Source organism: Chitinophaga silvisoli, assembly GCF_003412465.1.
In the GTDB taxonomy this organism is placed as follows: Bacteria; Bacteroidota; Bacteroidia; order Chitinophagales; family Chitinophagaceae; genus Chitinophaga; species Chitinophaga silvisoli.
In genome coordinates this window covers 58,820-84,009 of record NZ_QTJV01000004.1, presented here as the reverse complement: position 1 = coordinate 84,009, position 25,190 = coordinate 58,820, and the positions used below count along the sequence as shown (strand labels likewise).

Annotated in this window: 21 protein-coding genes; 10 read left to right on the top strand and 11 right to left on the bottom strand. The window is 43.7% G+C overall.

Annotated elements, in window-relative coordinates:
* Window positions 1-9: 9 nt before the first annotated feature.
* Window positions 10-3,069, bottom strand: a complete 3,060-nt coding sequence (locus DXN04_RS12390) for a SusC/RagA family TonB-linked outer membrane protein (RefSeq protein WP_199415034.1) — start codon at window positions 3,067-3,069, stop codon at window positions 10-12.
* A gap of 460 nt (window positions 3,070-3,529) precedes the next feature.
* On the opposite strand from DXN04_RS12390, the gene DXN04_RS12385 reads away from it, so the two are divergent.
* Together DXN04_RS12385 and DXN04_RS12380 are read left to right on the top strand one after the other, a co-directional pair.
* Window positions 3,530-5,305, top strand: coding sequence for a sulfatase-like hydrolase/transferase (locus tag DXN04_RS12385; RefSeq protein WP_116853676.1), 1,776 nt, complete (start codon window positions 3,530-3,532; stop codon window positions 5,303-5,305).
* A gap of 6 nt (window positions 5,306-5,311) precedes the next feature.
* A complete protein-coding gene (locus DXN04_RS12380) occupies window positions 5,312-6,928 on the top strand; it encodes an arylsulfatase (protein WP_116853675.1) in 1,617 nt (538 codons plus the stop codon).
* A gap of 70 nt (window positions 6,929-6,998) precedes the next feature.
* Here DXN04_RS12380 and DXN04_RS12375 read toward each other — a convergent pair whose 3' ends face one another.
* The 3 genes from DXN04_RS12375 to DXN04_RS12365 all read right to left on the bottom strand — a co-directional run bounded on the left by DXN04_RS12375 (window position 6,999) and on the right by DXN04_RS12365 (window position 9,470).
* Window positions 6,999-7,787 (bottom strand): zf-HC2 domain-containing protein, encoded by a 789-nt coding sequence (locus tag DXN04_RS12375; RefSeq protein WP_116853674.1) that lies wholly within the window; start codon window positions 7,785-7,787, stop codon window positions 6,999-7,001.
* Window positions 7,726-8,760: a sigma-70 RNA polymerase sigma factor region 4 domain-containing protein gene (locus tag DXN04_RS12370; protein ID WP_147319913.1), complete on the bottom strand. Its 1,035-nt coding sequence runs from the start codon at window positions 8,758-8,760 to the stop codon at window positions 7,726-7,728. Before DXN04_RS12370 ends, DXN04_RS12375 begins: the two co-directional genes overlap by 62 nt.
* Window positions 8,761-9,059: 299 nt before the next feature.
* Entirely contained in the window at window positions 9,060-9,470 is a 411-nt protein-coding gene (locus tag DXN04_RS12365; protein WP_199415033.1) for a winged helix-turn-helix transcriptional regulator, read from the bottom strand.
* Window positions 9,471-9,506: 36 nt separating this feature from the next.
* Between DXN04_RS12365 and DXN04_RS12360 the strand changes: the two genes are divergently transcribed.
* Window positions 9,507-10,346 (top strand): enoyl-CoA hydratase/isomerase family protein, encoded by an 840-nt coding sequence (locus DXN04_RS12360; protein WP_116853672.1) that lies wholly within the window; start codon window positions 9,507-9,509, stop codon window positions 10,344-10,346.
* An 87-nt stretch (window positions 10,347-10,433) separates the two neighbouring features.
* Here the strand turns inward: DXN04_RS12360 and DXN04_RS12355 are convergent, their stop codons facing one another.
* Window positions 10,434-11,378, bottom strand: coding sequence for an NmrA/HSCARG family protein (locus tag DXN04_RS12355; RefSeq protein WP_116853671.1), 945 nt, complete (start codon window positions 11,376-11,378; stop codon window positions 10,434-10,436).
* 86 nt (window positions 11,379-11,464) lie between these two features.
* Between DXN04_RS12355 and DXN04_RS12350 the strand changes: the two genes are divergently transcribed.
* Window positions 11,465-11,836 (top strand): winged helix-turn-helix transcriptional regulator, encoded by a 372-nt coding sequence (locus DXN04_RS12350; protein ID WP_116853670.1) that lies wholly within the window; start codon window positions 11,465-11,467, stop codon window positions 11,834-11,836.
* A gap of 11 nt (window positions 11,837-11,847) precedes the next feature.
* Here the strand turns inward: DXN04_RS12350 and DXN04_RS12345 are convergent, their stop codons facing one another.
* Window positions 11,848-12,699, bottom strand: coding sequence for a helix-turn-helix domain-containing protein (locus DXN04_RS12345; RefSeq protein WP_116853669.1), 852 nt, complete (start codon window positions 12,697-12,699; stop codon window positions 11,848-11,850).
* A 23-nt stretch (window positions 12,700-12,722) separates the two neighbouring features.
* On the bottom strand, window positions 12,723-13,697 hold the full coding sequence (locus DXN04_RS12340) for an amidohydrolase family protein (RefSeq protein WP_116853668.1): 975 nt from the start codon (window positions 13,695-13,697) through the stop codon (window positions 12,723-12,725).
* A 165-nt stretch (window positions 13,698-13,862) separates the two neighbouring features.
* Here DXN04_RS12340 and DXN04_RS12335 point away from each other — a divergent pair, with 165 nt between their 5' ends.
* From DXN04_RS12335 to DXN04_RS12320, 4 genes are all read left to right on the top strand, one after another.
* A complete protein-coding gene (locus DXN04_RS12335; RefSeq protein WP_116853667.1) occupies window positions 13,863-17,006 on the top strand; it encodes an RICIN domain-containing protein in 3,144 nt (1,047 codons plus the stop codon).
* A 48-nt stretch (window positions 17,007-17,054) separates the two neighbouring features.
* Window positions 17,055-17,918: an AraC family transcriptional regulator gene (locus DXN04_RS12330; protein WP_116853666.1), complete on the top strand. Its 864-nt coding sequence runs from the start codon at window positions 17,055-17,057 to the stop codon at window positions 17,916-17,918.
* A 69-nt stretch (window positions 17,919-17,987) separates the two neighbouring features.
* Complete coding sequence (locus DXN04_RS12325; protein ID WP_233525576.1) at window positions 17,988-19,082, top strand: FAD-dependent monooxygenase; 1,095 nt, start codon at window positions 17,988-17,990, stop codon at window positions 19,080-19,082.
* Between the two features lie 114 nt (window positions 19,083-19,196).
* A complete protein-coding gene (locus DXN04_RS12320; RefSeq protein WP_116853664.1) occupies window positions 19,197-20,231 on the top strand; it encodes a DUF6340 family protein in 1,035 nt (344 codons plus the stop codon).
* Window positions 20,232-20,267: 36 nt separating this feature from the next.
* Here the strand turns inward: DXN04_RS12320 and DXN04_RS12315 are convergent, their stop codons facing one another.
* Window positions 20,268-21,020, bottom strand: a complete 753-nt coding sequence (locus DXN04_RS12315) for an SDR family NAD(P)-dependent oxidoreductase (RefSeq protein ID WP_116853663.1) — start codon at window positions 21,018-21,020, stop codon at window positions 20,268-20,270.
* 136 nt (window positions 21,021-21,156) lie between these two features.
* On the opposite strand from DXN04_RS12315, the gene DXN04_RS12310 reads away from it, so the two are divergent.
* On the top strand, window positions 21,157-21,468 hold the full coding sequence (locus DXN04_RS12310; protein ID WP_233525575.1) for a winged helix-turn-helix transcriptional regulator: 312 nt from the start codon (window positions 21,157-21,159) through the stop codon (window positions 21,466-21,468).
* On the opposite strand, the gene DXN04_RS12305 is transcribed toward DXN04_RS12310, so the two are convergent.
* Both DXN04_RS12305 and DXN04_RS12300 read right to left on the bottom strand, forming a co-directional pair.
* A complete protein-coding gene (locus DXN04_RS12305) occupies window positions 21,455-22,369 on the bottom strand; it encodes a helix-turn-helix domain-containing protein (RefSeq protein WP_116853661.1) in 915 nt (304 codons plus the stop codon). The two genes, DXN04_RS12310 and DXN04_RS12305, sit on opposite strands and share 14 nt — an antisense overlap.
* A gap of 2 nt (window positions 22,370-22,371) precedes the next feature.
* On the bottom strand, window positions 22,372-23,295 hold the full coding sequence (locus DXN04_RS12300; RefSeq protein ID WP_116853660.1) for an alpha/beta hydrolase: 924 nt from the start codon (window positions 23,293-23,295) through the stop codon (window positions 22,372-22,374).
* A 219-nt stretch (window positions 23,296-23,514) separates the two neighbouring features.
* Between DXN04_RS12300 and DXN04_RS12295 the strand changes: the two genes are divergently transcribed.
* Window positions 23,515-24,201, top strand: a complete 687-nt coding sequence (locus DXN04_RS12295) for a 2OG-Fe(II) oxygenase (RefSeq protein WP_116854303.1) — start codon at window positions 23,515-23,517, stop codon at window positions 24,199-24,201.
* Window positions 24,202-24,203: 2 nt separating this feature from the next.
* On the opposite strand, the gene DXN04_RS12290 is transcribed toward DXN04_RS12295, so the two are convergent.
* Complete coding sequence (locus DXN04_RS12290) at window positions 24,204-25,055, bottom strand: dioxygenase family protein (protein ID WP_116853659.1); 852 nt, start codon at window positions 25,053-25,055, stop codon at window positions 24,204-24,206.
* Window positions 25,056-25,190 lie beyond the last annotated feature (135 nt).

Sequence of the window (25,190 nt, the reverse complement as noted above, 5' to 3'; positions counted from 1 at the left end):
ATCAAGTTTTTAAAGAGTGAGGGTAAGACCTGCCTGGTAAGATTTATTGTTAGGGTAAGAGTTGTTATCAACGCCCTTATTAATCAGACTTTGGCCATTACTGCTTACCTCAGGATCAAAGCCTGTATAATTCGTCCAGGTAGCCAGGTTCTGTGCGGAGATGTAAAGCCTTAACCCTTTTAACTTCGCAGCTGTTAAGAAAGACCTTGGGAAAGTATAACTCAGCGATACGTTTTTTAGCCTGTAATAAGTGGCATCTTCAATAAAGCGGTCGGACATGGTGATTGCGGGATCCTGGTAAGCTTCTTTCACATCAGTGTTGGTATTGGTAGGAGTCCATCTTCTCAGCATCACTTTCGATGCATTGGTATACCCGGTTCCCAGCTCCAGCTGCGCTTCATTGGTATTATATATTTTACCACCTACAGAAGCCTGGAAGAATACATTCAGGTCAAACCCTTTATAGCTGAATGAGTTTGTCAGGCCAGCGGTGAACTTCAGCTGGTTGTCGATAACAATACGGTCAGCAGAAGTGATCTTACCATCACCATTTACATCTTTATACTGTTGCCCTCCCGGACCATTATCTGCCTGTGGAGTCAATGCTGTTTGACCTTCCTGTATAATGCCGTCAGTCTGGTATACGATAAAAGAACCTACAGGATGACCGATCTTAGCGATAGAAGGTGCTGCGCTATTCGGAATGTACTCGTTTACGCCCTCCGTCAATTGCAGGATCCTGTTAGTATTCCTGGAGAAGTTCAGGATCGTGTTCCACCTGAACTCACCGGTGAGATTATTGGAATTCACATTCAGCTCAAAACCCTTATTGGAGATAGCCCCTATATTCTGATAGGTCGTAGATGTCTGGTTATTGCTCAGGTCAGCGAGACCGGAACTACCAGGTACAGTACCTGTCAGCAGCAGATTCGTCGTTTTTTTATAGTAGTAGTCAGCCACGATAGAGATTCGTCCATTCAGCAATCCGAGATCTAAGCCACCGTTAACCTGGAAGGTTTTTTCCCAGGTAAGGTTCTGGTTAGATACAGTGCGGGGTGCATATCCTGATACAGCAGTGCCTGAGAAGTTGTAAGGGTAATAAGAGATCCTGGCCAGTGACTGATATGCATCGATATCCTGGTTACCCGTAGACCCGGCACTTACTCTCAGCTTCAATACACTGATACCTTTTACATTTTCAAAGAATTTTTCTTTATAGATGTTCCATCCAATGGCACCTGAGGGGAAGTAACCCCATTTATTGCCTGCGGAAAATTTGGAAGAACCATCTGCTCTGAAAGAAAAAGTGACAAGGAAGCGATCATCAAAAGCATAATTTACCCTGGCGAGATAAGATGCCAGTGCCCACTTGAGCGCAGAGGAACCTGGTGTGGCAGCACTGGTACCACTACCCAGGTCATTGTAAGTCAGCTTATCAGAAGTATAGCCATAGGAAGCGGCTGTTAAACCTTTTGACTGTGATTGCTGGGCGGTAAAACCTGCAACAGTGCTGATCCTGTGTTTGTCGTTAAACTGTTTGTCATAAGTGATGGTATTCTCATTCAGCCAGTTACTGGTAAAGAGTGAACCTACAGCAGCATATCCGTTATAGGAAGCACCTTCATAGGTAGATTTTGGCAGGTACCTGTTTTGCTTATTATCTACGATGTCTGCACCTAACAATACTTTTGCCTTCAATCCATCAAGGATGGTATACTCACCTGTTACATTACCAAGAAAGCGATTGGTGATGGTTTCATTTGTCTGGTTGTTTAAGGTATTGATGGGATTTGCATATATTGTTTCAAAAGGACTGTTCACTACATAGGCACCATTATCCTGGTAAATGGGTAAGGAGGGTGGCGTATAAAGCAGGCCCTGCACGATATTGGCGGGTGCTACATCCGCTTTGGTATGCGTGCCGATGATGCTGGAAGTCAGTTTTAATTTAGAGCTATAATCATGTTCTACATTTACACGTGCAGAGATGCGTTCAAACCCGGTTTTAATAATCACCCCTTCCTGTTTCAGGTAGTTGCCCGCAATTGCCAGGCGCGTTTTATCACCTCCGGAAAAGATAGATAAGCTATGACTCTGCACCGGTGCAGTAGTAAATGCTGCTGCCTGCCAGTCAGTTCCCACGCCGCTTGTATCGAGGGTATAACCAGATACAGCAGGGAGTGTCACAGTCTTACCGGAATTCGTTGCAGCGTCTTTACGTAGCTCCCACCATTCGCGGGCATTCAGCAAAGGAATCGTTTTAATTACTTTTTGGATGCCATAGTAAGCATCGTAATTAACAGAAGACTTGTTCCTGGATCCTTTTCTGGTCGTGATCAATACTACACCATTCGCACCTCTTGAACCATAGATCGCAGTGGCAGAAGCGTCTTTCAATACATCGATAGATTCAATATCATTTGTATTTAAGGTAGAAAGGGGATTGATATTAGGACCATTGGTTACACCGGCATTGGCCACGCTGTAATTATTATTGATCGGGAAACCATCGATGACATAGAGCGGATCACTACCTGCAGAGATGGAGTTGTTTCCACGTATCTGCACACTCACACCACCTCCCGGCTGACCATTGGTCTGAGTAACGACTACACCTGATACAGAGCCTTGTAACAGGCGTTCAATGGAGTTGACAGGTTGTTCTTTTACAGCAGGAGGAACAGATGCAATAGAACCGGTGACATCACTTTTCTTTTGTGTACCATAACCTACTACAACCACGCCATCTAACTGGTTTAATGTTTGTGTTAATTCCAGTCTCGCCGGGGAGGCCGTTAATTGAACTCTTAAAGTATCATACCCAATAAAGCGGACTACAACATAGTAAGGTAACTTCTGGCCTGTTACCAATTGAAAATGCCCTTTGTCATCCGTGACAGTCTGATTGGTCACACCTTCGATCTTGATAGATGCGCCGGGCAATGGCTCTTTAGTTCGGGCATCCACCACTGTTCCGCTCACAGAAGAATTAATCAGTGGCTTATCCTGCGCGGGCGATAGCATTGCAGACAGCAATGGCAAAGCCAGTAATACTAACTTTTTATACATGACATTTTTGATTATAGACAAAGACTTCCCCCTGGCCATGAGCGCATGGCCTGTAGATGATGATTACAGGAAATGAAAAGAGAGGATTATTGACAACAGCAGCTAATAGTGCTATTGCATAGAACACTGCCTGGGATGGAATGAGAATAGATAATTGGATTCTTTTTCATCGTTATATTATTAGGTTGATTTTTAGTGTGAACAGGCTAAAAATGCAATTAGCTGGACATAGCATCCCTCAAAGCTTTCGCTCAGGAAAATAAAAAATGGAAAAAGTAAATGAATTTGTAAGAAATCAACACCCTCAGAATGACATGCTCTGTTTGCGTGTATAAGGGAGGTTTGGTGGGGACATACCTTATAACAGAACAAACATACAATTAAATGTTTAATCTACAAAATTAATAGACTAATAATTATATTTGCTCTCCCACCAATCAATTCATCTCAATCAAATCTAATGAAAAGTATAGGAGCTATGCTTGCGCTGCTGACTATTCCTGTCTTCCATGTCGCAGCCCAGACAAAAACAGAGAGGCCAAATATTCTCTGGATTGTAAGTGAAGATAACACGACCTTCCTTGGTTGTTATGGTGATCAGTTTGCAACAACACCCAATCTTGACAGATTTTCAAAACAAGGTGTATTGTATGAGAATGCATTTTCTACCGCACCTGTTTGTGCACCTTCACGGAATACGCTTATCACAGGCATGTTGCCAACCAGCCTGGGTACGGAGAATATGAGAAGCACTTATCCCGTTCCTTCCTTTGTACAGTTCTTTCCAAAGTACCTGCGTGCTGCCGGATACTATACCACCAACAATTCAAAGAAGGATTATAACACGATTGATCAGACAGATGCCTGGGATGAATCAAGTGATCAGGCGACTTACAAAAACCGTAAACCCGGTCAGCCATTCTTTGCCGTCTTCAATATCTTCACTACTCATGAAAGTAGCATCTTCGGCAATCAGCCTGACCTGAAACATGATCCGGAGAAAGTACCCATACCTCCCTATTTGCCCAGGACTACAGAAATGAAACATGATTGGGCGCTCTACTATGATAAGGTGGAACTGATGGATAAGCGGGTAGGAGAGTTGTTGCAGGAACTGGAAGAATCCGGGCAGGCAGATAATACCATTGTATTCTATTATGCAGATAATGGCGGCGTATTAGGCAGAAGTAAACGCTTTATTTATGAATCAGGTTTGCATGTACCGCTGATCATTCGCTTCCCTGAAAAGTATAAACATTTATCCCCCGGTACACGCACTGATCAACTGGTGACCTTCGTAGACTTTGCACCTACAGTATTAAATCTGGCAGGTGTCAAAATACCGGCTTATATACAAGGCAAGGCATTTGCCGGCCCCAATCTGCCGGCTCCACATGACTATGCCTTCAACTTCCGTGGAAGAATGGATGAGAGTGATGATAAAGTACGATCCATCAGGGACAAACAATATAGGTATGTATGGAATTTTTATCCGCACAAGATCTACGGTCAGCATGTCGGGTTCCTATGGAATGCAGCTTCCATGCGGTCATGGGAAAGTGCATACAAAGCAGGCAGCCTGAATGAACTGCAATCAAGATTCTGGAAAGAAAAGCCAACAGAAGAATTATATGATGTAATCAATGATCCTGATAACATCCATAACCTGGCAGGACAAAAAGAATATAAGCAGGTATTGGCGAGAATGCACCAGGAACTACACAAAGAACTGATCCATACAAAGGATGCCGGATTTATTCCTGAAGCACAGCTCACAGAGATCATAGGGAAAACAACTCCTTATGAATATGCGCATTCAGTAAATTATGATATTGATAAGGTGTTGGCTACAGCAGAAGCAGCGTCCTCCAGAGATGTAAAGTACCTTCCTTCATTAATTAAAAAACTAAAAGATAAAGATCCTGTCACCCGCTATTGGGCGGTCACAGGTATTATTATCCTGGGTGCAAAAGCCGATGTATTGCCCTTACTACAGGATGAGAGTATCGCAGTCAGAATCGCTGCAGCAGAAGCTGCCTATAAGTTGGGAGAGAAAGAACCGGCCCTGAATGTACTCCTGTCGGCCATTGATAGTCCTAATGAAATGGCAAGACTACAGGCCCTGAATGTACTGCAGTCAGTAGACAAGAATGATTTAACCAGGTTCCGGGAGAAATTCAACACCCTATCTGCTACTTACGAACTGACATTATCTAAGTACCTCTTAAATAAATAATATCATATGAAACATGCTGCATTCATGACCATCAGTGCACTGGCCTTTGGCTTGCTGTCTCCACAAAAGAGTATAGCCAGGCAGCAACCGAATATCGTCGTTATTCTTGCTGATGACATGGGTTACTCCGATCTGGGATGTTATGGTAGTGAAATTCCCACACCCAACCTGGATAAGCTGGCGCAGAACGGTGTCAGGTTCACACAGTTTTATAATACCGCACGCTGTTGCCCGTCCAGAGCCACCTTACTGACAGGGCTGTATAGCCATCAGGCCGGAGTAGGGCATATGATGAATGATCAGGGGCCTGATCACGAAGCATACCGCGGACAGTTGAACAACAAGTCAGTCACTATTGGTGAAGCCTTAAAAAGTGCCGGTTACTTTACAGCCATGTCCGGAAAGTGGCATGTGAGCTTTGACTTCAATGTAAATCCTGCCAACAGGGGCTTCGACAGATCCCTGGCAGCCCCTAATGGTGGATTCTACTATGCTGACAAGAGATCCCGGCTCTTCCTGAATGGGAGAGAACTGGATGTGAACAATGCGCCGGAACTGCCTAAGAACTGGTATACTACAGATATCTGGACAGACTATGGCCTCAAATTCATAGATGAGGCATTGACAGAGAAAAAGCCTTTCCTCTTATACCTTGCCTACAATGCGCCTCATTTCCCGTTACAGGCACCAGAAAGCGAGATTGCGCCGTTCAGGGGCAAGTACCTGCAAGGCTGGGATAAAGTAAGAGAAGCGCGTTATCGTAAACAAATTCAACTTGGTTTAATAGACTCCTCATTGAAACCAGCACCTGGTAACCCAATCATCTACAAATGGGATACCCTGAGCGATGCAAAGAAAAAACAGTACGATGATATGATGGCAATATATGCAGCCGTGATTACTCATCTTGATAAAGAAGTAGGTGTGCTCATAGACGGACTTAAGAAGAGGGGAGTCTTTGATAACACAGTTATCCTTTTTGTTTCAGATAACGGAGGCAACGCAGAACCAGGCATAGAAGGCCGATATGACGGCGCGCATCCCGGCACCGTGAATTCAGATGTTTATATCGGACAGGGATGGGCACAGGTAGCGTGTACGCCATTCTGGATGTATAAGCACCATACGCACGAAGGAGGCATTTCCAGTCCTGCAATCGTGAGCTGGCCTGCTGGTATCCCTAAGGAGAGAAACGGGAAATTTGAGCAGCAACCGGCCCATTTGGTAGATATTCTTCCTACCCTCCTGGATCTGGCTCATGCCACTTATCCTTCCGAATATAATGGCAATAAAATACAGCCATTGGAAGGTACCAGCATCAGACCTGCATTCACAGGAAAGAATATTGACCGGAAAAATCCTATCTTCTGGGAGCATGAAGGTAACAGGGCCATTCGCGAAGGCAAATGGAAACTGGTGGCGGAGCGCTCAGAAAGATGGCAGTTGTACGACCTGGAAAAGGATCGTTCAGAACTGAAAGATGTATCCCGTCAATACCCAAAAGTTGCGGCAGACCTGGAGGCCAAATACAATGCCTGGTATACCCGTGTGCATGCAGAGCCATACCCTAAACCACTCAATAGCTGGTTCTATGATTATACCAGCCTGAAAAGCGGGGAGTAAAAACCTGAAGGAAGATAGGTAGCTACTAAAAAATGAGGAAGAATGATCTTTCATTCTTCCTCTCAGATAATTATAGGTTATTCAATGCTAACTGGGCTCTTTTTTTCATCCGTCCATCCATCCTCACTAATTCCTTAAACATATTCCGCGCTTTGACTTTCTGCTTTTTATATTTAAAACACATGGCCAGCTGATACCGGGCTAGTTCCCTGTAATTGCTGCTGGTATCTGTTGTCAACTTTGTAAGTAAGGGCATGGCATCATCCAGGTTACCTTTGTAATAATGTGCCATGGCTGTTTTAAAAATAGACTGATCTGTTTCAGTTGTTGTTGCTGCTGTTGCTAATACAGGAGGCGCAGCAGCAGTACTGTCTCCTTCTCCTGTAGCCACCGTATCGGTATGGGCAGTGCCGGGAGATACCGTTTCCTGTGCAGCTACCTTTTCCGTTTTTACAATAGCAGGATGTCCGTTGTCTGTTTTTGTCTGTTGCGTGATCAGGAATACGAGACCGGTTACAAGGGCCGCCGCAACTACACTCCAGAAGTAGGTGAGGAACTTTTCCTCTGTTTCTATTTTCTTCTGGTAGCGTTCAGTCTCATACACCGGGGCTATTTCATTGCTGCGTATCAGCTCCTGCACTTTCACACCCATCGCCTGGTATTGTGCATGATACTTTGGCTTTTGAAGAATTTCAACAGCGCTGCTGCAAAGCTCACAATTCACAAGATGCTGTTCCAGGAGGTGCTTTTCAACATGCGTTAAACGGCCATCTACATAACGGGGAAGTTGATCTTTACTAAAACAACGAACCTTGCTGAAGATCTTTAATATCTTGTCCTTGTTTTCGGGAGTTTGCATATCCTTGATTTGAATCTTGTTCTTGATTGCCTGAATTTTCTATTTCCGTTTCTAAATTGGCAGAGACCAGTACTAAAGTAGGTGCCGGTTTAATTGCCTGGAGATTTTCCTCAGCTTGTACAGCTACCCTTAGCGTGGCTGCTTCCTGTCCCTCATCTACAGATATCAGTATGCCTGCTGGCTGCGATTCCTGTTCCTGTATGGCTGATTTTGCCGATATCAGCACTAATGCCGGTTCCTGTTTCTCTTCAACTACCATTGTGTCACTCTGTTTTTGCTTCCGGGGAGCTGCATTTTTCAGAGATGAAGTACTGCTCTTTTTCCGCTTTTTGGGTGGTTCATTTTCTATTACCAATACTGGTTCAGGTGTCTCATTTACCGGTCTTGTATGTTTATTGATTTTCGCATATTCCAGTTTCTCCAAAATAAGAGAAGCTAATTCCTGTTTGGACCGCTTAATCATTTTCCTGATCTTATCCATGGTATATTCCCTGTCAGCCGCTATTTCAGCAAAAGTCTTCTGATCAAAATAGAACTCTTTCAATACTTCTTTGTGGGATGCGTCTAAATCATCAAAGGCTTCTTTCATGGTAGCCGTCAGTTCTTTTCTTTGCAGTAAATTACTGTTGGCTTTTTCTGCCTTATTTTCAAGCCTGGTAATATCGCTGGATGCAGAAGTAGGGAAATAATAAGTATTCCTCGCTTCCCTGTTACTTTGTGACTTGATGAAGAACTGCATCCATTCGCCTATTTTAGGGATCGTCTGTGTCTGCAAACTTTTAAAGAGCCTTTTTAATAAAGACGGGAAAAATTCATCAGGGGTATTGTCGTAGTTATTTAAAGAAGGTAAGGACACTGCGGCCAGCAAATGGCTATATCTCTCCAGTAAAATTCCAGCTGCTTCCTCATCTTTCAATTTTCTTGCTCTGGCCATGAGCTCACTGTCTGGCAAATTTGCAAGTTGATGTAGCATAGTTCTAATTAATATTTACAAATAGAAATATATGGGAAAAAAACGCATTGAGGATTTAGCCAATAAGTATGCCGTATGTACCAGATAAAAATCGAAGATGTTGATAACCAATAGAAGTTAACTTAATCAGTTTGTTGCATAATAGATAAAATACATGTGAATTTCCACGGTAGAAAGCGGAAATTGCCTGATTAAAAAACTACCCAAATAAGTAGAAATCAGAGAATTGTATTTTGAGAAAGCGCGAGTATGAGCCTGTCACATATTGGGGAAACAACATTCACAACTTGAGGAATACATCATGTACTGATGACTTTTCGATGTTCTCTTCCCCAATTCACTAAACTTTCTACAATCGGATATAATGATTCACAGTATTCAGTCAACTTATATTCCACATGCTTAGGGAAGTCAGGATCTTCCATCCGCAGCACCAGGTTATTCAGTTCCATGATCTGCAATTCTTTCGACAGCATGGAAAACGTAATCCCCGGTATACTCTGCGCAATCTCCCTGTACCTGCGCAATCCGTTATGCAGGGCTAATATCACAGGCATCCGCCATTTACCACTCAGCACATACAGTGCATCCTGGGCATACCTGATTTCTTTTTCATCCATTGTGGTACAGATGTATGGTTTTGTCTTTTTATCTTTCATTGTCAGGGTGCTATCGTCTACCATAGCATTTTTAAAATCAGTTTGTGTCACGGTTACATTTGCTAAGTAAAATTAAAACTTTGTGAAATGAAAGCAAATTTATTGCAACTCAGCATAGCAAACGGTGTAGCAAATATCACTTTGAATAACCCTCCGGTCAATGTGCTGAGCGGTTCACTGATCCTTGCATTAAAGCAGATGCTGAAAGAATTGTCTGATAACAACGATGTAAAAGTAATTGTGTTCGACAGTGCCAACCCTGATTTTTTTATTGCACATGTAGATATCAATATCCTTGAAGAGCGCGAGATCTTTAATCAATTGCAGGCGACAGCTCCGGAAGGTTTCAATCTATTTCAGGCAGTAGGAGAGATGTTGAGAGACCAGCCGCAGGTGACGATCGTAAAACTGAAAGGTATTGCACGCGGTGGTGGTGCTGAATTTGTAACAGCTGCAGATATGAGCTTTGCTTCACTTGAAAAAGGGAAACTGGCGCAATGTGAAGCATTGATGGGTATTATACCCGGCGGTGGCGCTACACAGTATCTATCAGAAAAAATGACCCGTAGCCGGGTATTGGAAGTAATCCTGGGTGCTGACCTGTTTGATGCCGCTACGGCAGAACGATATGGATGGATCAATCGTGCATTGCCGGATGCCTCACTAGATACCTTTGTAAGTCAGCTGGCACATAATATCGCCGCTTTACCTGAGGGGGTACTTGCCAAAACAAAACAGGTTTTATCTCCTGTAAAAAATATAGCAGGATTTAAAGCAGAAAATGATGCCTGGGAATCACTCGTATTTAATCCCGCAGTAACGGAGATCATGATGCATGCCCTGCAGCATGGTGCTCAAACGGTAACGGGGGAACTGAAACTGGAAGAGCTGCTAAGAAAAAAAGAGGTTGGATCAAAAATAATTTAAAGGCATCGGGCATTAAAAAAACATAATTCCCGCCATCAGGTATCCTTATTAATCCAGAGGAATTTACCTTTGATCCAACCTCTGTTATTAATAAGATACCTGTTGCCCTTGCCAGCCCGTGGTGCGCAGAAACTGTTCCCAGTTCAAAGTACCGGGGTTGATCTCACGGCTCCAGTTCAAATCACGCTCTTTGCTGTAATAACCATATTCAACTGCATACCTTGCCATTCCCAGGATCTCACTCACTAACAACTCATTTGATGCAAAAGCAGGTAGTAACTGCAGGAATTTTTCTCTTGTATAGGCATCGCCATATACAGCCTTCTTTCCTGTTACCCTGACAAAAGTATCCACCATTTCCTGCGGAGATAAAAATTCTCCAATCACTGGTAAAGTCTTCCCGGCATATTTATCCGGATGTAAAAGGATCTCCAGTACTGCAGGCCCTGTAGCTGTTATAGGATCCACATATGGCGCTCTAAAATCCTTTGGCAGATAGATGGGAAACACGAGTGTATCACCCCGCAAAACAGGAGGATAAAACTCTAATAGGTTGGTGAAAAAGAATGCCATTTGGATCATGGTACTGTTCACAGGGAGCGTATTAATATATTCAGCTACACGTGCCTTATCCGTGAAATGTGGTGCAAAGAGCTTCCCGCCGCTTATCTTATCTACATTCTCCAGGCTACTGAACACAATGTGTTGCACACCCGCTGCTGCCGCTGCGTCTGCCAGTTCTTTTCCTAATTCAAACTCATGTGTTTGCGGTGGCACTATTCCCGGGGTCATCAGGAACACACCTGCTGAGCCACGGAACGCTTTTACAAACTCATTTTTATACCCCAGATCAAGTGGTATATTCACCAATTCTGCACCTTGTCTGATCAATTCCAGCGCCGCCGGCGAATCTACCCGGCGCGTAATCCCGCGCACACGGAAACGTCCGTCCTTCAGTAGTGTATTTGCTGCACTATGACCCTGCTTGCCCAGGATACCAACGATGGTAATGAGCGGTTTATCTTCTCCCATAAGTAAAATTTATAGTTGCAAAACTATTGGGGCTTCGATAAATTTGCAATAACTATCCATTAGGATAGTTCTATAAAACTGGTGTTATGGATATAGAATGTCAAAGTGAATTTATAAAGGTCAATAATAAATTATATCCTTGTACAGTAAGTGTGGCAATGGATCTGGTAGGAGGGAAGTGGAAGGCAGTCATACTGTATCACTTAATGGATGAGGAGAAGCGATATAGTGAATTAAGAAAAGCATTGCCGGGTGTTACAGAAAGAACATTGAGCATACAACTGAAACAGCTGGAAGAAGATGACCTGATCTCCAAGAAAGTCTATGGGAAAAAGCCCCCGCTTAAGGTTGTCTACAGCCTGACTGAATTCGGTAAATCCTGTACTCCGATGCTGAATGCAATACTGGGATGGGGAAATATGGTAGCTACGCAAAAAGGAGAATTTGTAAAGGCATAAAAAGCTGCCTGTTATTCCCTTTCTCTTGATTGCCTGCGAAAGGTCAGCGCTGTCATACCTGTCTCCTTTAAAAAGATCTGAGAAAAGTAGGAATGATTCTCAAACCCCAATTCACCCGCAATCTGTTTTACATTCAGGTCAGTAAAATATAAGAGACGTTTAGCCTCAGTCAGCATTTTATATTTAATCCAAAAAGATACAGTCGAACCAGTCGTTTTTTTCAATGCTTCGTTGAGATAGGGCTCCGAGATATGGAGCATCTCTGCATACGCTGCCGGTGTTTTAAATTGCTGTATATTTTCATTCAGCAACTTTTTGAACTGCATAGATATGATAGCTGGCCTGGAGTTGTGGGATACCGCCTTTGAATGTATTTGAATCGTACTGGCAGCCATTTCAAAAAAAGAACGGAGCAAAGAATGAAGTACTGATAGATTAGCTTCCTGCTCATATGCTTTGCGATATAAAATACCCAACAGCATATCATAGTCTTGGATCTCTCCGGCACTTAAAACAATCGGTTCCTGGAACCCTGACCAGCTTTCAATAATATCCCTGCAAGCCGGATCGACCAGCGCCGGATCGGCAGCTAAGAACCACCCCTTTGCTTTTTTAGTAATGATCCGGTAGTGTATTTGTTCCGGAAGAATGTAATACAGGGTATTAGGTCCTACAATTTTCTCTTCAAAGTCTACAACCGTAGAGCCACTGCCTTCCAGCGTAATAAAGAAAATATAATGATCATCCCGGTGTGCGCCCTTCGCTTTCGATTGCTGAGCAGTGGCTGCTTCCTTTGCCGATGGTTTCAACTGAAACCCCAGTTTACTTTTATCCTGTAACTTGCTGACTGGAACACGCTTCATGCAACAAAAATAGCATTTCCTGCCTATTTAAGTCCCAGGAGCTTGTCTGCATTTAAGTGTGCAATTTTCGCCAGTTGTTCTTCCGGCAACTCAAGCGCATGTAAGAAATCAACACCTACCTGGTTACTGCTGAAAGGATAATCTATAGAGAACATAATATTGTCAATACCGATGGTATCAATGACAAGTTGTAAGGGGGCGGGTGTGAAAATACCACTGGTAGTAATAAAGAGCTGGGCTTTGAAAGTTTCAATCAGTGTCCGCTTGTTCTTTCCTGCCATTCCCGGTGTGAAAACCTTATTAGCCCTGGACCACATCATAGGCAGCATCTCACCCATATGCCCAATAATGATTTTCAACTTAGGATATTGATCAAACACACCTGCTGCTAATAAACGTAAAATATGAATGGCCGTTTCTGAATGCCATCCCCATCCATAACAGGCAATGGCTTCATTAGGTCCCGGGGTATCCCCTACGTTGCTGTAATAGGCATTTATAACCTCTTTAGGCGGTATCCCGGGATGAATATAGATAGGTACCCCAAGTGCCTCCGCCCGCTCAAAAATAGGGGCATATTTTGGCGCATCCAGGAACTCCCCGTTAATGGTGCCTTTAATCATGGCACCACGAAAACCATAAGTCTTTACAGTACGTTCCAGTTCTGCTGCTGCAGCTGCCGGATTGCTTACAGGAAGTAGTGCAAATGCTGTAAATGATTCCGGGTGGCCCTTTATTTTCTCCGCCAGCAAGTCATTATATTTTGACGCAAAGTTGGCTGCATCCCCTCCGGATAGCAGGTATACATCGGTATTTTCAATTGATAATACCTGTGTGGAAATCCCGGTTTCCTGCATAGATCCTAAACGTTCACCAGTGATATCCGCCAGTTTATCCTGCATAAGCCCCAAAGAACGTCTTTCTTTCAATATACTTTCAGGCAGCAGTGCGCTCATTTCCGGGAACGATGTATGTTCCTCCAGCGTTACTATTCTCATTGTCAATGATTATTTTATGCAAAGAGACGAAAGTATGGATGCTTCATCAATAAAAGGAATGGGGTATTTATATCAAAATTTGGGGTAACTTAGGTACCTGCACCTTTGTCGCAACCCGGTGCTTTAATTTGTTATGTCAACCTAATTTCCACTAAATGAAAACCGATGAAGAAACTACTTTATCTTTTATTCCTCCTATGTTCCGTTACCACGTACGCTCAAACACTCAGAACCTTTTACATTGACTTCGGACCCAATGATGTTACTAATGGTAACATCACCTCCAGTCCAGACGCAAATGGTAATTACTGGAACAACATTACCAATACCAGCACAACTGCTGCTTCGGTCTATCTCCTGACAAGCAAAAATGCCTCCTCCGGTGCCCTCATCAACATCACTGCAGGCTTTAGCTCCAATGGGATCAATAACGGTGGTTTATTGGCTCCCAGTGCCTCTCTTTTGAATGATATCGCTATCAACACAGCCACGCAGGATTATTTCTACACTGATAATACTGCCGGCTTTATCATCAAAGGTCTCGATGTAAGCAAGGGATACATCTTTCATTTCTTCGCTACCAGGAACGATCCTGAAGTCAGGAAATCAAATTACACATTGACAGGTAGCACAACATATAGTGCTACTTTACAAACCTCAGGCACGAATCTGGGTGGCACCGGCTACAATGGTAATAACAGCACTATCCTGACAACCAGCACAATTACACCTGATACGAAAGGACAGATCGCGATCACTGTCAGGCGGGAAACAGGGACATTCGCCTATATCGGGGTACTGAAAATAGAAGAAGTCCGCTTGCCTGTCACACCATTGAAAACAACCTATATCGACTTCGGACCTAACGATGTCACCAATGGAAATAGCACCACCAGTCCGGACATCAATGGCAACTATTGGAACAATGTTACGAATACTGCTGCCACGGCACCAGTTGTGAACCTGTCAGATAAATCGAATGTCCCCACAGGCGCATCCATTAAAATCATCACCGGCTTTTCTTCCAATGGTATTCTCAATGGAGGCTTATTGTCTCCCGATGCCAGTCTGCTGGGTGATTTCGCCATTCCTACAGCCACGCAGGATTACTTCCATACTACCAATTCTTCCAGCCTTTCCATCAGGGGACTGGATAAAACAAAAGGCTACGTTTTCAGTGTCTTCGGCACCCGCAATGATCCTGAAAAAAGAGTGTCAGGTTATGCCATTACAGGATCCACCTTCTACAATGGTACCTTGCAAACCTCTGGTACTAATCTGGGTGGTACTGGCTATAATGGTAATACCAAAACTATCCTGACTTCTGATATAATAATGCCGGATGATAACGGCCAGATAAACCTTACCCTCACCCGGAACGAAGGTACATTTGGATACCTGGGTATCATGAAAATAAACCAGGTAAATCCTGTCACCTTTGAACCATATTGCACCACCAAAGATGCCAGCCGCATTGCCATCATGGGGTCTTCCGTTCCTTCCGGTACAGGGGCTACAAACAACCAGGGATATGCTCAATTATATGCTCAATTGCTTAGCAACAGGGCAAACAGTGGGGTAGGGCAGACCTGGAATGTATCGAATATTTCGGTGCCGGGAAACAATACGCTGAGTGTCATCAACCGTTGGGATAAGGATTTACTCCCCCTTTGCAGCAGGTATGTGATCTATGCATTGTCATTGGGCAATGAAGGTATTACCACCGGCGGCCAGGCCATCTTTGACCAGTTCAGGGACAACATGAAACTGCTGATCAATAAGGCGAGACAGCAGGGCATAGAACCCATCATCACGAATTGCTACAGCCGGGAAGATTACACAGCTACCGAATACAATTTCATCAAGCAAATGAATTTGCTGATTCACTCCTGGAATGTAGCCAGCATCAATCTCCTGGGTGCGCTTGATAATGGTGCTGGTAAATGGGCCAGCGGCTACAAATACGACGACCTGCATCCTAATGATGCCGGGCATCTTGAATTTGAGTACGCCATCGTGCCTTCGCTGTTCGATGCCCTGAAAGCCGGAAAAACACAGCCTTATTTTATAGAAGGTACCTCATTAAACCTGAGTCCTGCCAGCGGGTATAAATTGCAAATTAAACCAGAAGAGATCCTTCATTCATTTACTTACTCCTTTGATATCCAAACCTCCACAACCGGGCAGGTGGCGGAGTTAAGTACCGTCAGCGGACAAAATAAACTGGTGATCAACGCTTCCGGTAAACTGGATTATTCATCCGGTATTACAGGTACGACTACCCTGACCGACAACCAATGGCATAAGGTAACCCTCACTCACTACTATGCAATGGGCAAAACCCTGTTATACATCGACAAGGTATTACAGGGTACTGTTGCTGAGAAGATCGTCACCACCAGCTTTGACCTGAATGGTACAAATGCGCCAACTGCCGGTTACCGCACCTTGCTCCTCTATCGTTCAGGGATGACTCCTGAGGAAGTAAGCGCAATGGTAGATGCTAATTTGCTAAAGTCAAGTCTGGAAATCTACGCTCCTTTGGATGGTGCCACTGATCCGCTTGTAAACAGGGCTCAAAGCACCAATACTGTTAAAAAAGTGAAACTGATCGCAGGCACCTATTACCTCCGGAACCGTTACAGCAGATTGTTTATGGATGTAGATGATAGCCAGATAACGACAGATGGTGCAAACATTCAGCAATGGGAATATAACGGAGGTACAAATCAACAGTTTACCTTTACTCACTTAGGCAATGACATTTATAAAATCCTTTGTGTCAAATCAGGTAAGTCTGTCGACGTATCCGCTGTCAGTACCGCCGATGGTGCCAATGTACACCAATGGAATTATGTTGCCGGTGCTAACCAGCAATTCCTGATGATACCCTTGGATAGCGATTATTATAAGATCATTGCCAAACATAGTAACAAACTGGTAGAGGTCTCTGATTACAGTACAATGAACGGAGGCAATGTGCAACAATGGACAGACCTAAATCAAACCAGTGGTCAGTGGAAACTGGTGAAAATGGAGAATGCCACCTTCTCAGCAATGGAAAATGCCGCCGTCTCAGCAAAGATGACCGGCAGGCAGATTACCGTATTCCCTAATCCAGCTGTCACTACCCTGTATATCAATGGTCTGGCAGACTATGCCTATATCAAAGTCTTTAATAGCTCCGGACAGTTGCAAGTATCCGGATACGGCACATCCATCGGCGTTGACAAATTAAGTCCTGGTGTCTATTTCGTGCACCTGAAATCAAAAGGTTTCTACAAGGTGATAAAATTTGTCAGGCAATAATCTTAGCAGGCCTTCCATTCGAAAGAATGGAAGGCTTATCTTTGAAACATGGCTAAGAGACGTGCATCAATTCCGGTCAATCCCATGGCAAATCAGTTCGGTGCTGGTATTGCAATTGAAAAATTACTCGTAGAAAAATTACTTCCCAAAGAAAAAGAAGAGGCCGGAAGACCTCATCGTGAAGATGGCCATTCATTCTTCCTCCTTGAAAAAGGAAAAGTATCCATTGAAATTGACTTTGAAAAGTACAATATCAAACCGTCCTCCCTCCTCTATTTACATCCTAACCAGGTACATCGCATCACCGCTTTTGAGAATGTAACGGTCTGCGTATGGTCCATCAGAAACGAACACCTACAGCCGGAATACCTGAAGATTCTGGAAGAGCTCACGCCAACCAGTCCTCTGTTGCTAAAGAAAGATGCCGTTTCCCTGCTATCTGACGCAGTATCATTGGGCATGCGATTGTTTGACCGAAAGGAAGATAAATTATATCATGCGGCTATCAAAGACAGCTGCAATGCATTGGTGGCATTGGCGATCTCACAATTCCTGGGTCACACTACATCCACGCAGAAACTTTCCCGTTTTGAAACGGTGGCTAAATCATTCAGGAATTTATTGGAACGTAACTATACAACCGATAAACGCCCGGCAGTCTATGCAAAAAAACTCAACATCTCCATACCTTATCTGAATGAATGTGTCAGGCACGCTACCGGCTTTTCAGTTTCTCATCATATACAGCAACGCGTGATTTTGGAAGCCAAACGCCTGCTTTCTCATTCCGACCAGGCTATAAAAGAAATAGCTGCCGAATTAGGTTACGACGATTACCCTTATTTTTCCAGGCTCTTTACCAAAGTAGTAGGAAAAACCCCGGTGGCCTTCCGGAACAAAAACCTCGATTAGTACAAGTATTACTTCGTATAGACCTTATCTGCCTTCATTACTTGCTTTTACTTTGTACAAAAAAAGAAAGTGAAAAGAATACTCGTCTCGGGAGCAAGCATAGCAGGACTAGCAACTGCTTATTGGATGAATAAATTAGGTTATAAAGTAACAGTAGTTGAAGTAGCGGCCTCACCCCGCACGGGCGGTACAGCCGTTGATCTGCGCCTGGGCACAATTGATGTCATTAAGCGCATGGGTATCTTCGAACCAATAAAAGCAAACGCCCTCAACCTGGAAATGATTGTGTTCAAAAATGCAAATGACGAAACCGTCAACTCCTTCGCCCAAAACAGGTACAACAATGATGAAGAAATCGAAATAGAACGTACTGTATTAGTCAGTATATTATTCGATACCATCAAAGACCAGGTTGAATTTATTTTCAACAACAGTATTACCGCCTTAAACGAAACACCGGATGACATCCTGGCTACATTCAAAGACGGTTCTCAACGTACCTTTGACCTTGTAATAGGTTGTGATGGTACACATTCGAATGTAAGAAAGATCTGGTTCGGCCCGGAATCTGACTACGCACATTTCCTGGGTGCCTATTTTTCGATCTCAATTGTAGAGAAGTCACTGCTCAGCCCTAATACAGTGAATTTCTATAATACGCCGGGTAAGGCCTATATGCTGAATGCCTACAAGAACAAAACGGATATTATCTTCTGCTTTGCTGCTGATCATGAAATTCCATACGATTACCGGGATGTAAATCAACAAAGAAGTATCATCCTCGGGCAGTTCACCGGACAGCAGTGGAGAACCGCCGAATTATTGGCAGAAGTAGCCAATTCAGACAACTTCTACTTTGATAAATTCTGCCAGATAAAGATGCCCTCCTGGACAAAAGGCAGGGTAGCGCTGGTAGGCGATGCTGCTTATTGTGCGTCACCGGCTGCAGGGATGGGAGGTTCACTGGCACTGGATGGTGCTGCCGCTCTCGCCGATGCATTGGCGACACACCACGGAGATTATGTAATGGCATTTCAGGATTATAATCATGCCCTGCGTCCATTTATAGAAAGCGTACAGGCCGAGGCTGAGTTGAATGCAAGAGAAAAATTCATTCCCAGAACCGAAGAAGCAATCAATCAAAGAAATATGGAAGGTTTTTAGCTGCCCGGCAAGTTTCCCCCTGTAGATGATATTAAATATTAATTTAATTATTATCTTGCTCGGAAATAACAACTTTAAAGGGGCAAATTTGCATTGTAGCTAAACTACCTATCTATGAAAAAACTGTACATGCTGCTGATTTCAGTGGGCCTATATTCCTGTAGTGCGACAAATCACGTCTATATCAGCGTATTACAACCGTCACCAGTTACACTTCCTCCGGGCATAAAGGAGGTGGGGATTATCAACAGAAGTCTTGTATCCGAAAAGAATAAGGTACTTGATATAGTGGATAAAGTCATGACATTGGAGGGGGATAGTCTGGATGCCCAGGCATCGCAGGCCGGTATCATCGGATTGGCGGATGAACTGATTAATAACAAACGATTCACAAACGTAACGGCTTTCACTAACCTGAACCTGCGTAGCAATGTGCCGGGGCAATTTCCCACGCCGCTTACCTGGGACCTTGTCGATCAGATTTGCAGGGAGAAACATGTGGATGCCTTGTTCTCTCTGGAGCTGTTTGACACAGATTCCAAACTAAGTTACACAACAGTGCCGGTCAACATCAAAACACCATTGGGCAATATCCCGGGTGTGGAACACCATGCTTCTATGTTTACCACGGTCAAGACCGGATGGCGAATTTATGATCCTGTGCAAAGGCTCATCCTGGATGAATTTCCGATTGCCCGCAGCATTACCTTATCTGGTAAGGGCATCAATCCTGTAGCAGCAGCAGGCGCTATAATCAATAGAAAAGATGCCGTGAAAGATATAAGCAGGAAAGTAGGCCAGGATTATGCATACAGACTACTGCCTTACTGGATAAAAGTAACCAGGGATTATTATGTAAAGGGTACTGACAATTTCAGTATAGCAAAGCGTAAGGCGCAGACGGGCAATTGGAATGGAGCCGCTGAGCTATGGGAAAAAGAAACCAGGGCATCCAGCAGTACCATAGCGGGTCGTGCCTGTTATAACATGGCCATCATTTGTGAAATAAACGGTCAGTTAGACAACGCAATTGAGTGGGCACAGAAAGCGTACGAAAATTATAACAATAAACTGGCGCTGAGATATGTCAACATATTAAAGCAGCGAAAAGAAAGTAATAATCTCCTTACATATCAACAGGAGAATTAATAAAAAAGCCTCAGGAATCAACCGGAGGCTTTTTTATTAAAAACCATAAATACCACCGGATGCAGAGATCAACTCTCCCGTGATCCACGCTGAATCATCAGAAGCCAGGAATACTGCAGCCTTTGCAATATCTTCAGGTTGACCTATACGGCCCAATGGCGTTCTGGCCACCAATTGCTGCTCAAAATCGCTGCCGATAATTCCTGTGGCATGGGTACCTTCAGTTTCAACAGAACCCGGCAACAAAGAATTGATGCGTACTTTTTTACCACCCAGTTCTTTTGATAAAGCAACGGTAATTGCATCTAATGCAGCCTTTGTTGCAGAATAGACAGAACCAGTAGCCGCTGGCATTCTACTTACACCAGAGCTGATATTGATGATATTACCACCCTTATCACCAAAAAGCTTTAAAGCAGCTTGTATGGTGAAAACAGGTCCTAAAACATTCGTGTTGAATTGCTGATGAAATGATGTTCTTGTTACCTGCTCAATGGGTGCCCAGTCATAAATACCTGCATTATTTACCAGTACATCCAGCCCGCCGAATGCGTTCTTCGTTTCCTCAAATAAGCGGTTGATATCCGCTTCTATTGCCACATCAGCCTGTACCGCAATGGCAGTACCTCCGTTGTCAGTAATGGCCTTTACAACCTTGTCCGCACCTTCTTTGCTGGATGCATAGTTAACAACCACTTTAGCCCCTTCTGCGGCAAAATACTTTGCAATAGATGCTCCTATTCCTTTCGATGCGCCTGTAACTATAGCTACTTTGTTCTTCAGTTTCATATTTTCTTGATTTGAGATACAAAATTAGTGGAGCTGTATTTATTTTGGTAATTTTGTTACTAAAAGTAACTGTAACCTGGAGGTAACAAAGTAACATATGGTGTGTAAAAATTTTGAGCAAAATTACAAACAGGAGATGAGAGCGGTCCAGGATTCAATGGACGTGCTAAGCGGAAAATGGAAGATCTCCATCCTCTCATCTATCTGCTTTTATAATAAAAGAAGGTTCTCCGATATATTAGCTGATATAGATGGGATCTCCAACAAAATGTTGAGCAAGGAGCTAAAGGAATTAGAAGTGAACAAGCTGGTCAAAAGAACCGTATTGGATACGCAGCCTGTAACCGTGCAATATGAATTAACAAAGCATGGTTTGTCCTTAAAGACGATTATCAAGGAATTGACGGACTGGGGAATCAGGCATCGGAAAGAAATTATTGGGAAGTAGCAGCCCGGAATTCCAATGGAGACATCTTCGTCTTTTTTTTGAACAGCTTATTAAATGACTGAGGATAGCCAAAGCCCAGCTCATAGGCAATTTCAGCCACGGTAAGATTTGTGCTGGCCAGGTATTCCTTCGCTTTTTCAATTACCTTGTCGTGAATGTGTTGCTGCGCACTTTGTCCTGTAAGGGAGCGCAACATGTCGCTGAGATAATGTGGAGAAAGGTTCAGTTGATTTGCCAGGAACTCAACTGTAGGAAGCCCGTTTTTTAAGGAATTGGCAGTGTTGAAATATTCATGCAACAGGCTTTCCATTTTTTCGAGTAAGGTATGGTTAGTAGTTTTTCGAAGATAGAATTGTCTTTCATAAAAACGGTTGCCATATTTTAATAAAAGGTCCAGCTGGGCAATGAGAATGTCCTGCGTATGCCGGTCAATATGTTGATATTCCTTCTCCATTTTCTGAAAAATATCAATGACATCATTCTCTTCCTTTTCCGAAAGATGCAAGGCTTCATTTACAGAATAAGAAAAAAATCCATATTGTTTGATATCATTAGCCAGCGGATAACCCGTAAGGAAACTGGCATGAAATAGTAAGGCATAGCCAGTCCCTGCCTGGGGATTGGCATTGATAAGATCAGCAACTTCCAGCGCCTGGATTTGTTTAGGCGCTATGAAACTCATAACGCCTTTGTCAAAATCAAAATATTGTTGTCCGTATTTCACCTTAGCCTGCACATCTCTTTTCAAAGAAATTGTGTAAAAATCCTGCAGGAAATTTTCCGAAAGGAAGGCTGCTGTCAAACGTATATCTTCTACCCGGATCACACTTATCAAAGGATGCAGTGGATCAGGCAGCGATACCAGTCGGTGAAAGGCGGATAATGAATTGATACTTTTCACGCTTACAAATTTATGCTTTGCAGCTGAGCCTTGAAAAAAGGAATTAATTTTCCCAACGCTTCATTGGTAGCAAAAGGCTGGTCATATAAATCATAATGACTGGCACCATGCACGACATGAATATGTTTGTCGGTAGATGCCGCTTTATTGTACAGCTCGAATCCATCTCTATAAGAGCCGAAAGCACCTACCCTGTCACCTACAATCACCATTAGCGGCTGGTTGAGTAATTTCTCTGCCAAATGAAAGGCATCAAAAGCGACCACTGCACCCATGCTTGTAAAGAGAAGTTTATTGCAGGCCCGGGGATGTTCTCCCCGTGGTGTTCGGTAATAATCAATCGCCTCAGCCATATCCATTTCTACTTCACCTGCCTGTTGTGCTTCTTCAATGGAAGCAGGTGTCCAGTTCGTAATGAATGCGGGTGTTCCATTGGCTTCAGCAGTACGTTGCTTTCCTACAGCTTCCAGGATCTGGAGTGCATTGCGCTCACTATTAGCCCTGGCAAAATTGGCAGCCACGACAGTGCCTACTGCCTTAATTCGTTTCTCAGTCAGCGATGCATTGGCCGCATAAGCTCCGCCTGCACAAATGCCCAGAATGCCAATACGCTCATTGTCAATAAAGTCTAAAGTAGTGAGGTAGTCCACCGCACACCTGATATCCTCTACTCTTGTAGCAGGGTCTTCAAGATAGCGGGGTTCTCCACCGCTCTCACCCTGGAATGACGCATCAAAGGCCAGTGCTACAAAGCCTTCCTGAGATAACCGCGCTGCGTACAAACCAGCCGTTTGTTCTTTTACACTACTCCCGGGATGAACACAGATGATAGCCGCATAGCTATGCTGCTCATTAAAGTCCTCAGGCAAATGTAAGTTGGCCGCCACATCCCATGTCCTATTCTTAAATTTAATTGCTTTTTGCATGATCGTATTTTGAAAACAAAGCTCCGGGAATAAATATGGATGCGTGTTTCCAAAGCGTGTTAAATTGTATCCAAATTGCCTGTGTTGCCGGGGCGGTAATTAATGCAGTCTCAACATGTATATAATAGAATTGACCATCTTTACCCCAACCTGCAACCTTTTTTAAAAACCGCAATAATCGGATTTTTCATTGCCCATAGCCTCGCTAGTTTTGCAGCTATGAATATCTCAACTCAAAACTGGCAGGCGATTACACAAGAACTTCATGACAATGGATTTGTCATCGTCAGGAATGTCCTCGACAGGCAAGAATGTGATGCCCTGATTGCTGATTACAATGCAGACAACACCTATAGAAAGACCATCAAAATGGAGCGCTACCGTTTTGGTCAGGGAGAATACAAATACTTCCAATACCCATTACCCCCGCTCATTACCACACTAAGAGAAAGTATATACGCCCTGATAACACCCGTGGCCAATCAATGGATGCAGGAATTAAATATCGATAAGCGGTTCCCGCCCACACATGCTGAAATGAAAGCCCTTTGCAAAGCCCATGGGCAGGAGAAGCCTACTGTTCTTATATTAAAATATGGAGAAGGAGGTTTTAATACCTTGCACCAGGACCTTTACGGAGAAATCTATTTTCCTGTGCAAATGGTATTCATCCTTGATCAGGACTACACCGGCGGCGAATTCGTTATCACAGAACAAATCCCCCGTGCGCAATCTAAAGCCAATGTATTAAAACCTGGTGCCGGGGATATGATTATCTTCACTACGAACTTTCGCCCGGCAAAAGGGAGTAAAGGCTATTACAGGGTGAATATGAAGCACGGTGTCAGCACAGTGCACAGTGGTAAACGGCATAGCCTGGGGATAATTTTCCATGATGGCTTATAAATTCAACCACCTATAATAAAACTCCTTTCGCTAAACGCCGGTAAGGCTGGAGCTGCTTCATAAAAATATCTGATCTCATCATCCGGATCCGACAAACCCAGGCTATACAACACAGGCACAAAGTGATCCGGTGTTGGCGATGCCAGGGTACCTAGTTGATGACTGGATTGGTATTGAATAATATTTTCAAATTTCCGCTGGTCTATCTGCTGTTTCAGCCATGCATCATATTCTGCTTCCCAGCCAAAAGGAGTCATATCATTACGCCGCATCTTATCCCTGACCAGTGATAGATTATGAATTAATGATCCGCTGCCGATGATCAATACCCCCTTTTTTCTTAATGACTTAAGCTGCTGTCCAAGGGAATAATGATATTCAGGCCTGGCATAATAGTCCAGGCTCAACTCAAAAACCGGGATATCTGCATCAGGGAACAGGTGCATCAGCATAGGCCATGCCCCGTGATCCAGTCCCCATTCAGCAGTCTCCACCGCCTGTGGTATGGCTTTCTTTACTTCATGTGCAAGCTCAGGAGCACCTTTGGCCTGGTAATAGACTTTATAATATTCATCGGGGAACCCATAATAGTCAAAAATTTGCTGTTGACTGGCGGAATGGTTCACAAAAGTGCCTTGTGTGCACCAGTGTGCGGAGATGACAATGGCCGCTTTTACATCATAATTGCTTTTCAGATCTTTTCCAAGATGGTATAAGGCATTCCAGAACGGGTGTTCATCCCTGCTCATCACGATGTTCATAGGATTGCCATGAGAGGTGAACAATACGGGCATCTTTTTGCCTTGTATCTGCAGACTGTCTGTGTAGTTCTTTAATGCGCTTATAGACTCCATAATAGGCAAAGCTAATATGATCTGCGCGAAATAAATCAATGCTTACCTGGAGGAAAGCAGGTCTTTTTTATATACAGCTGCAAAGGAAAAGTATGGAGACAACCCGGAGAAAAAGCAAAGCTGTAGAACTCCCCG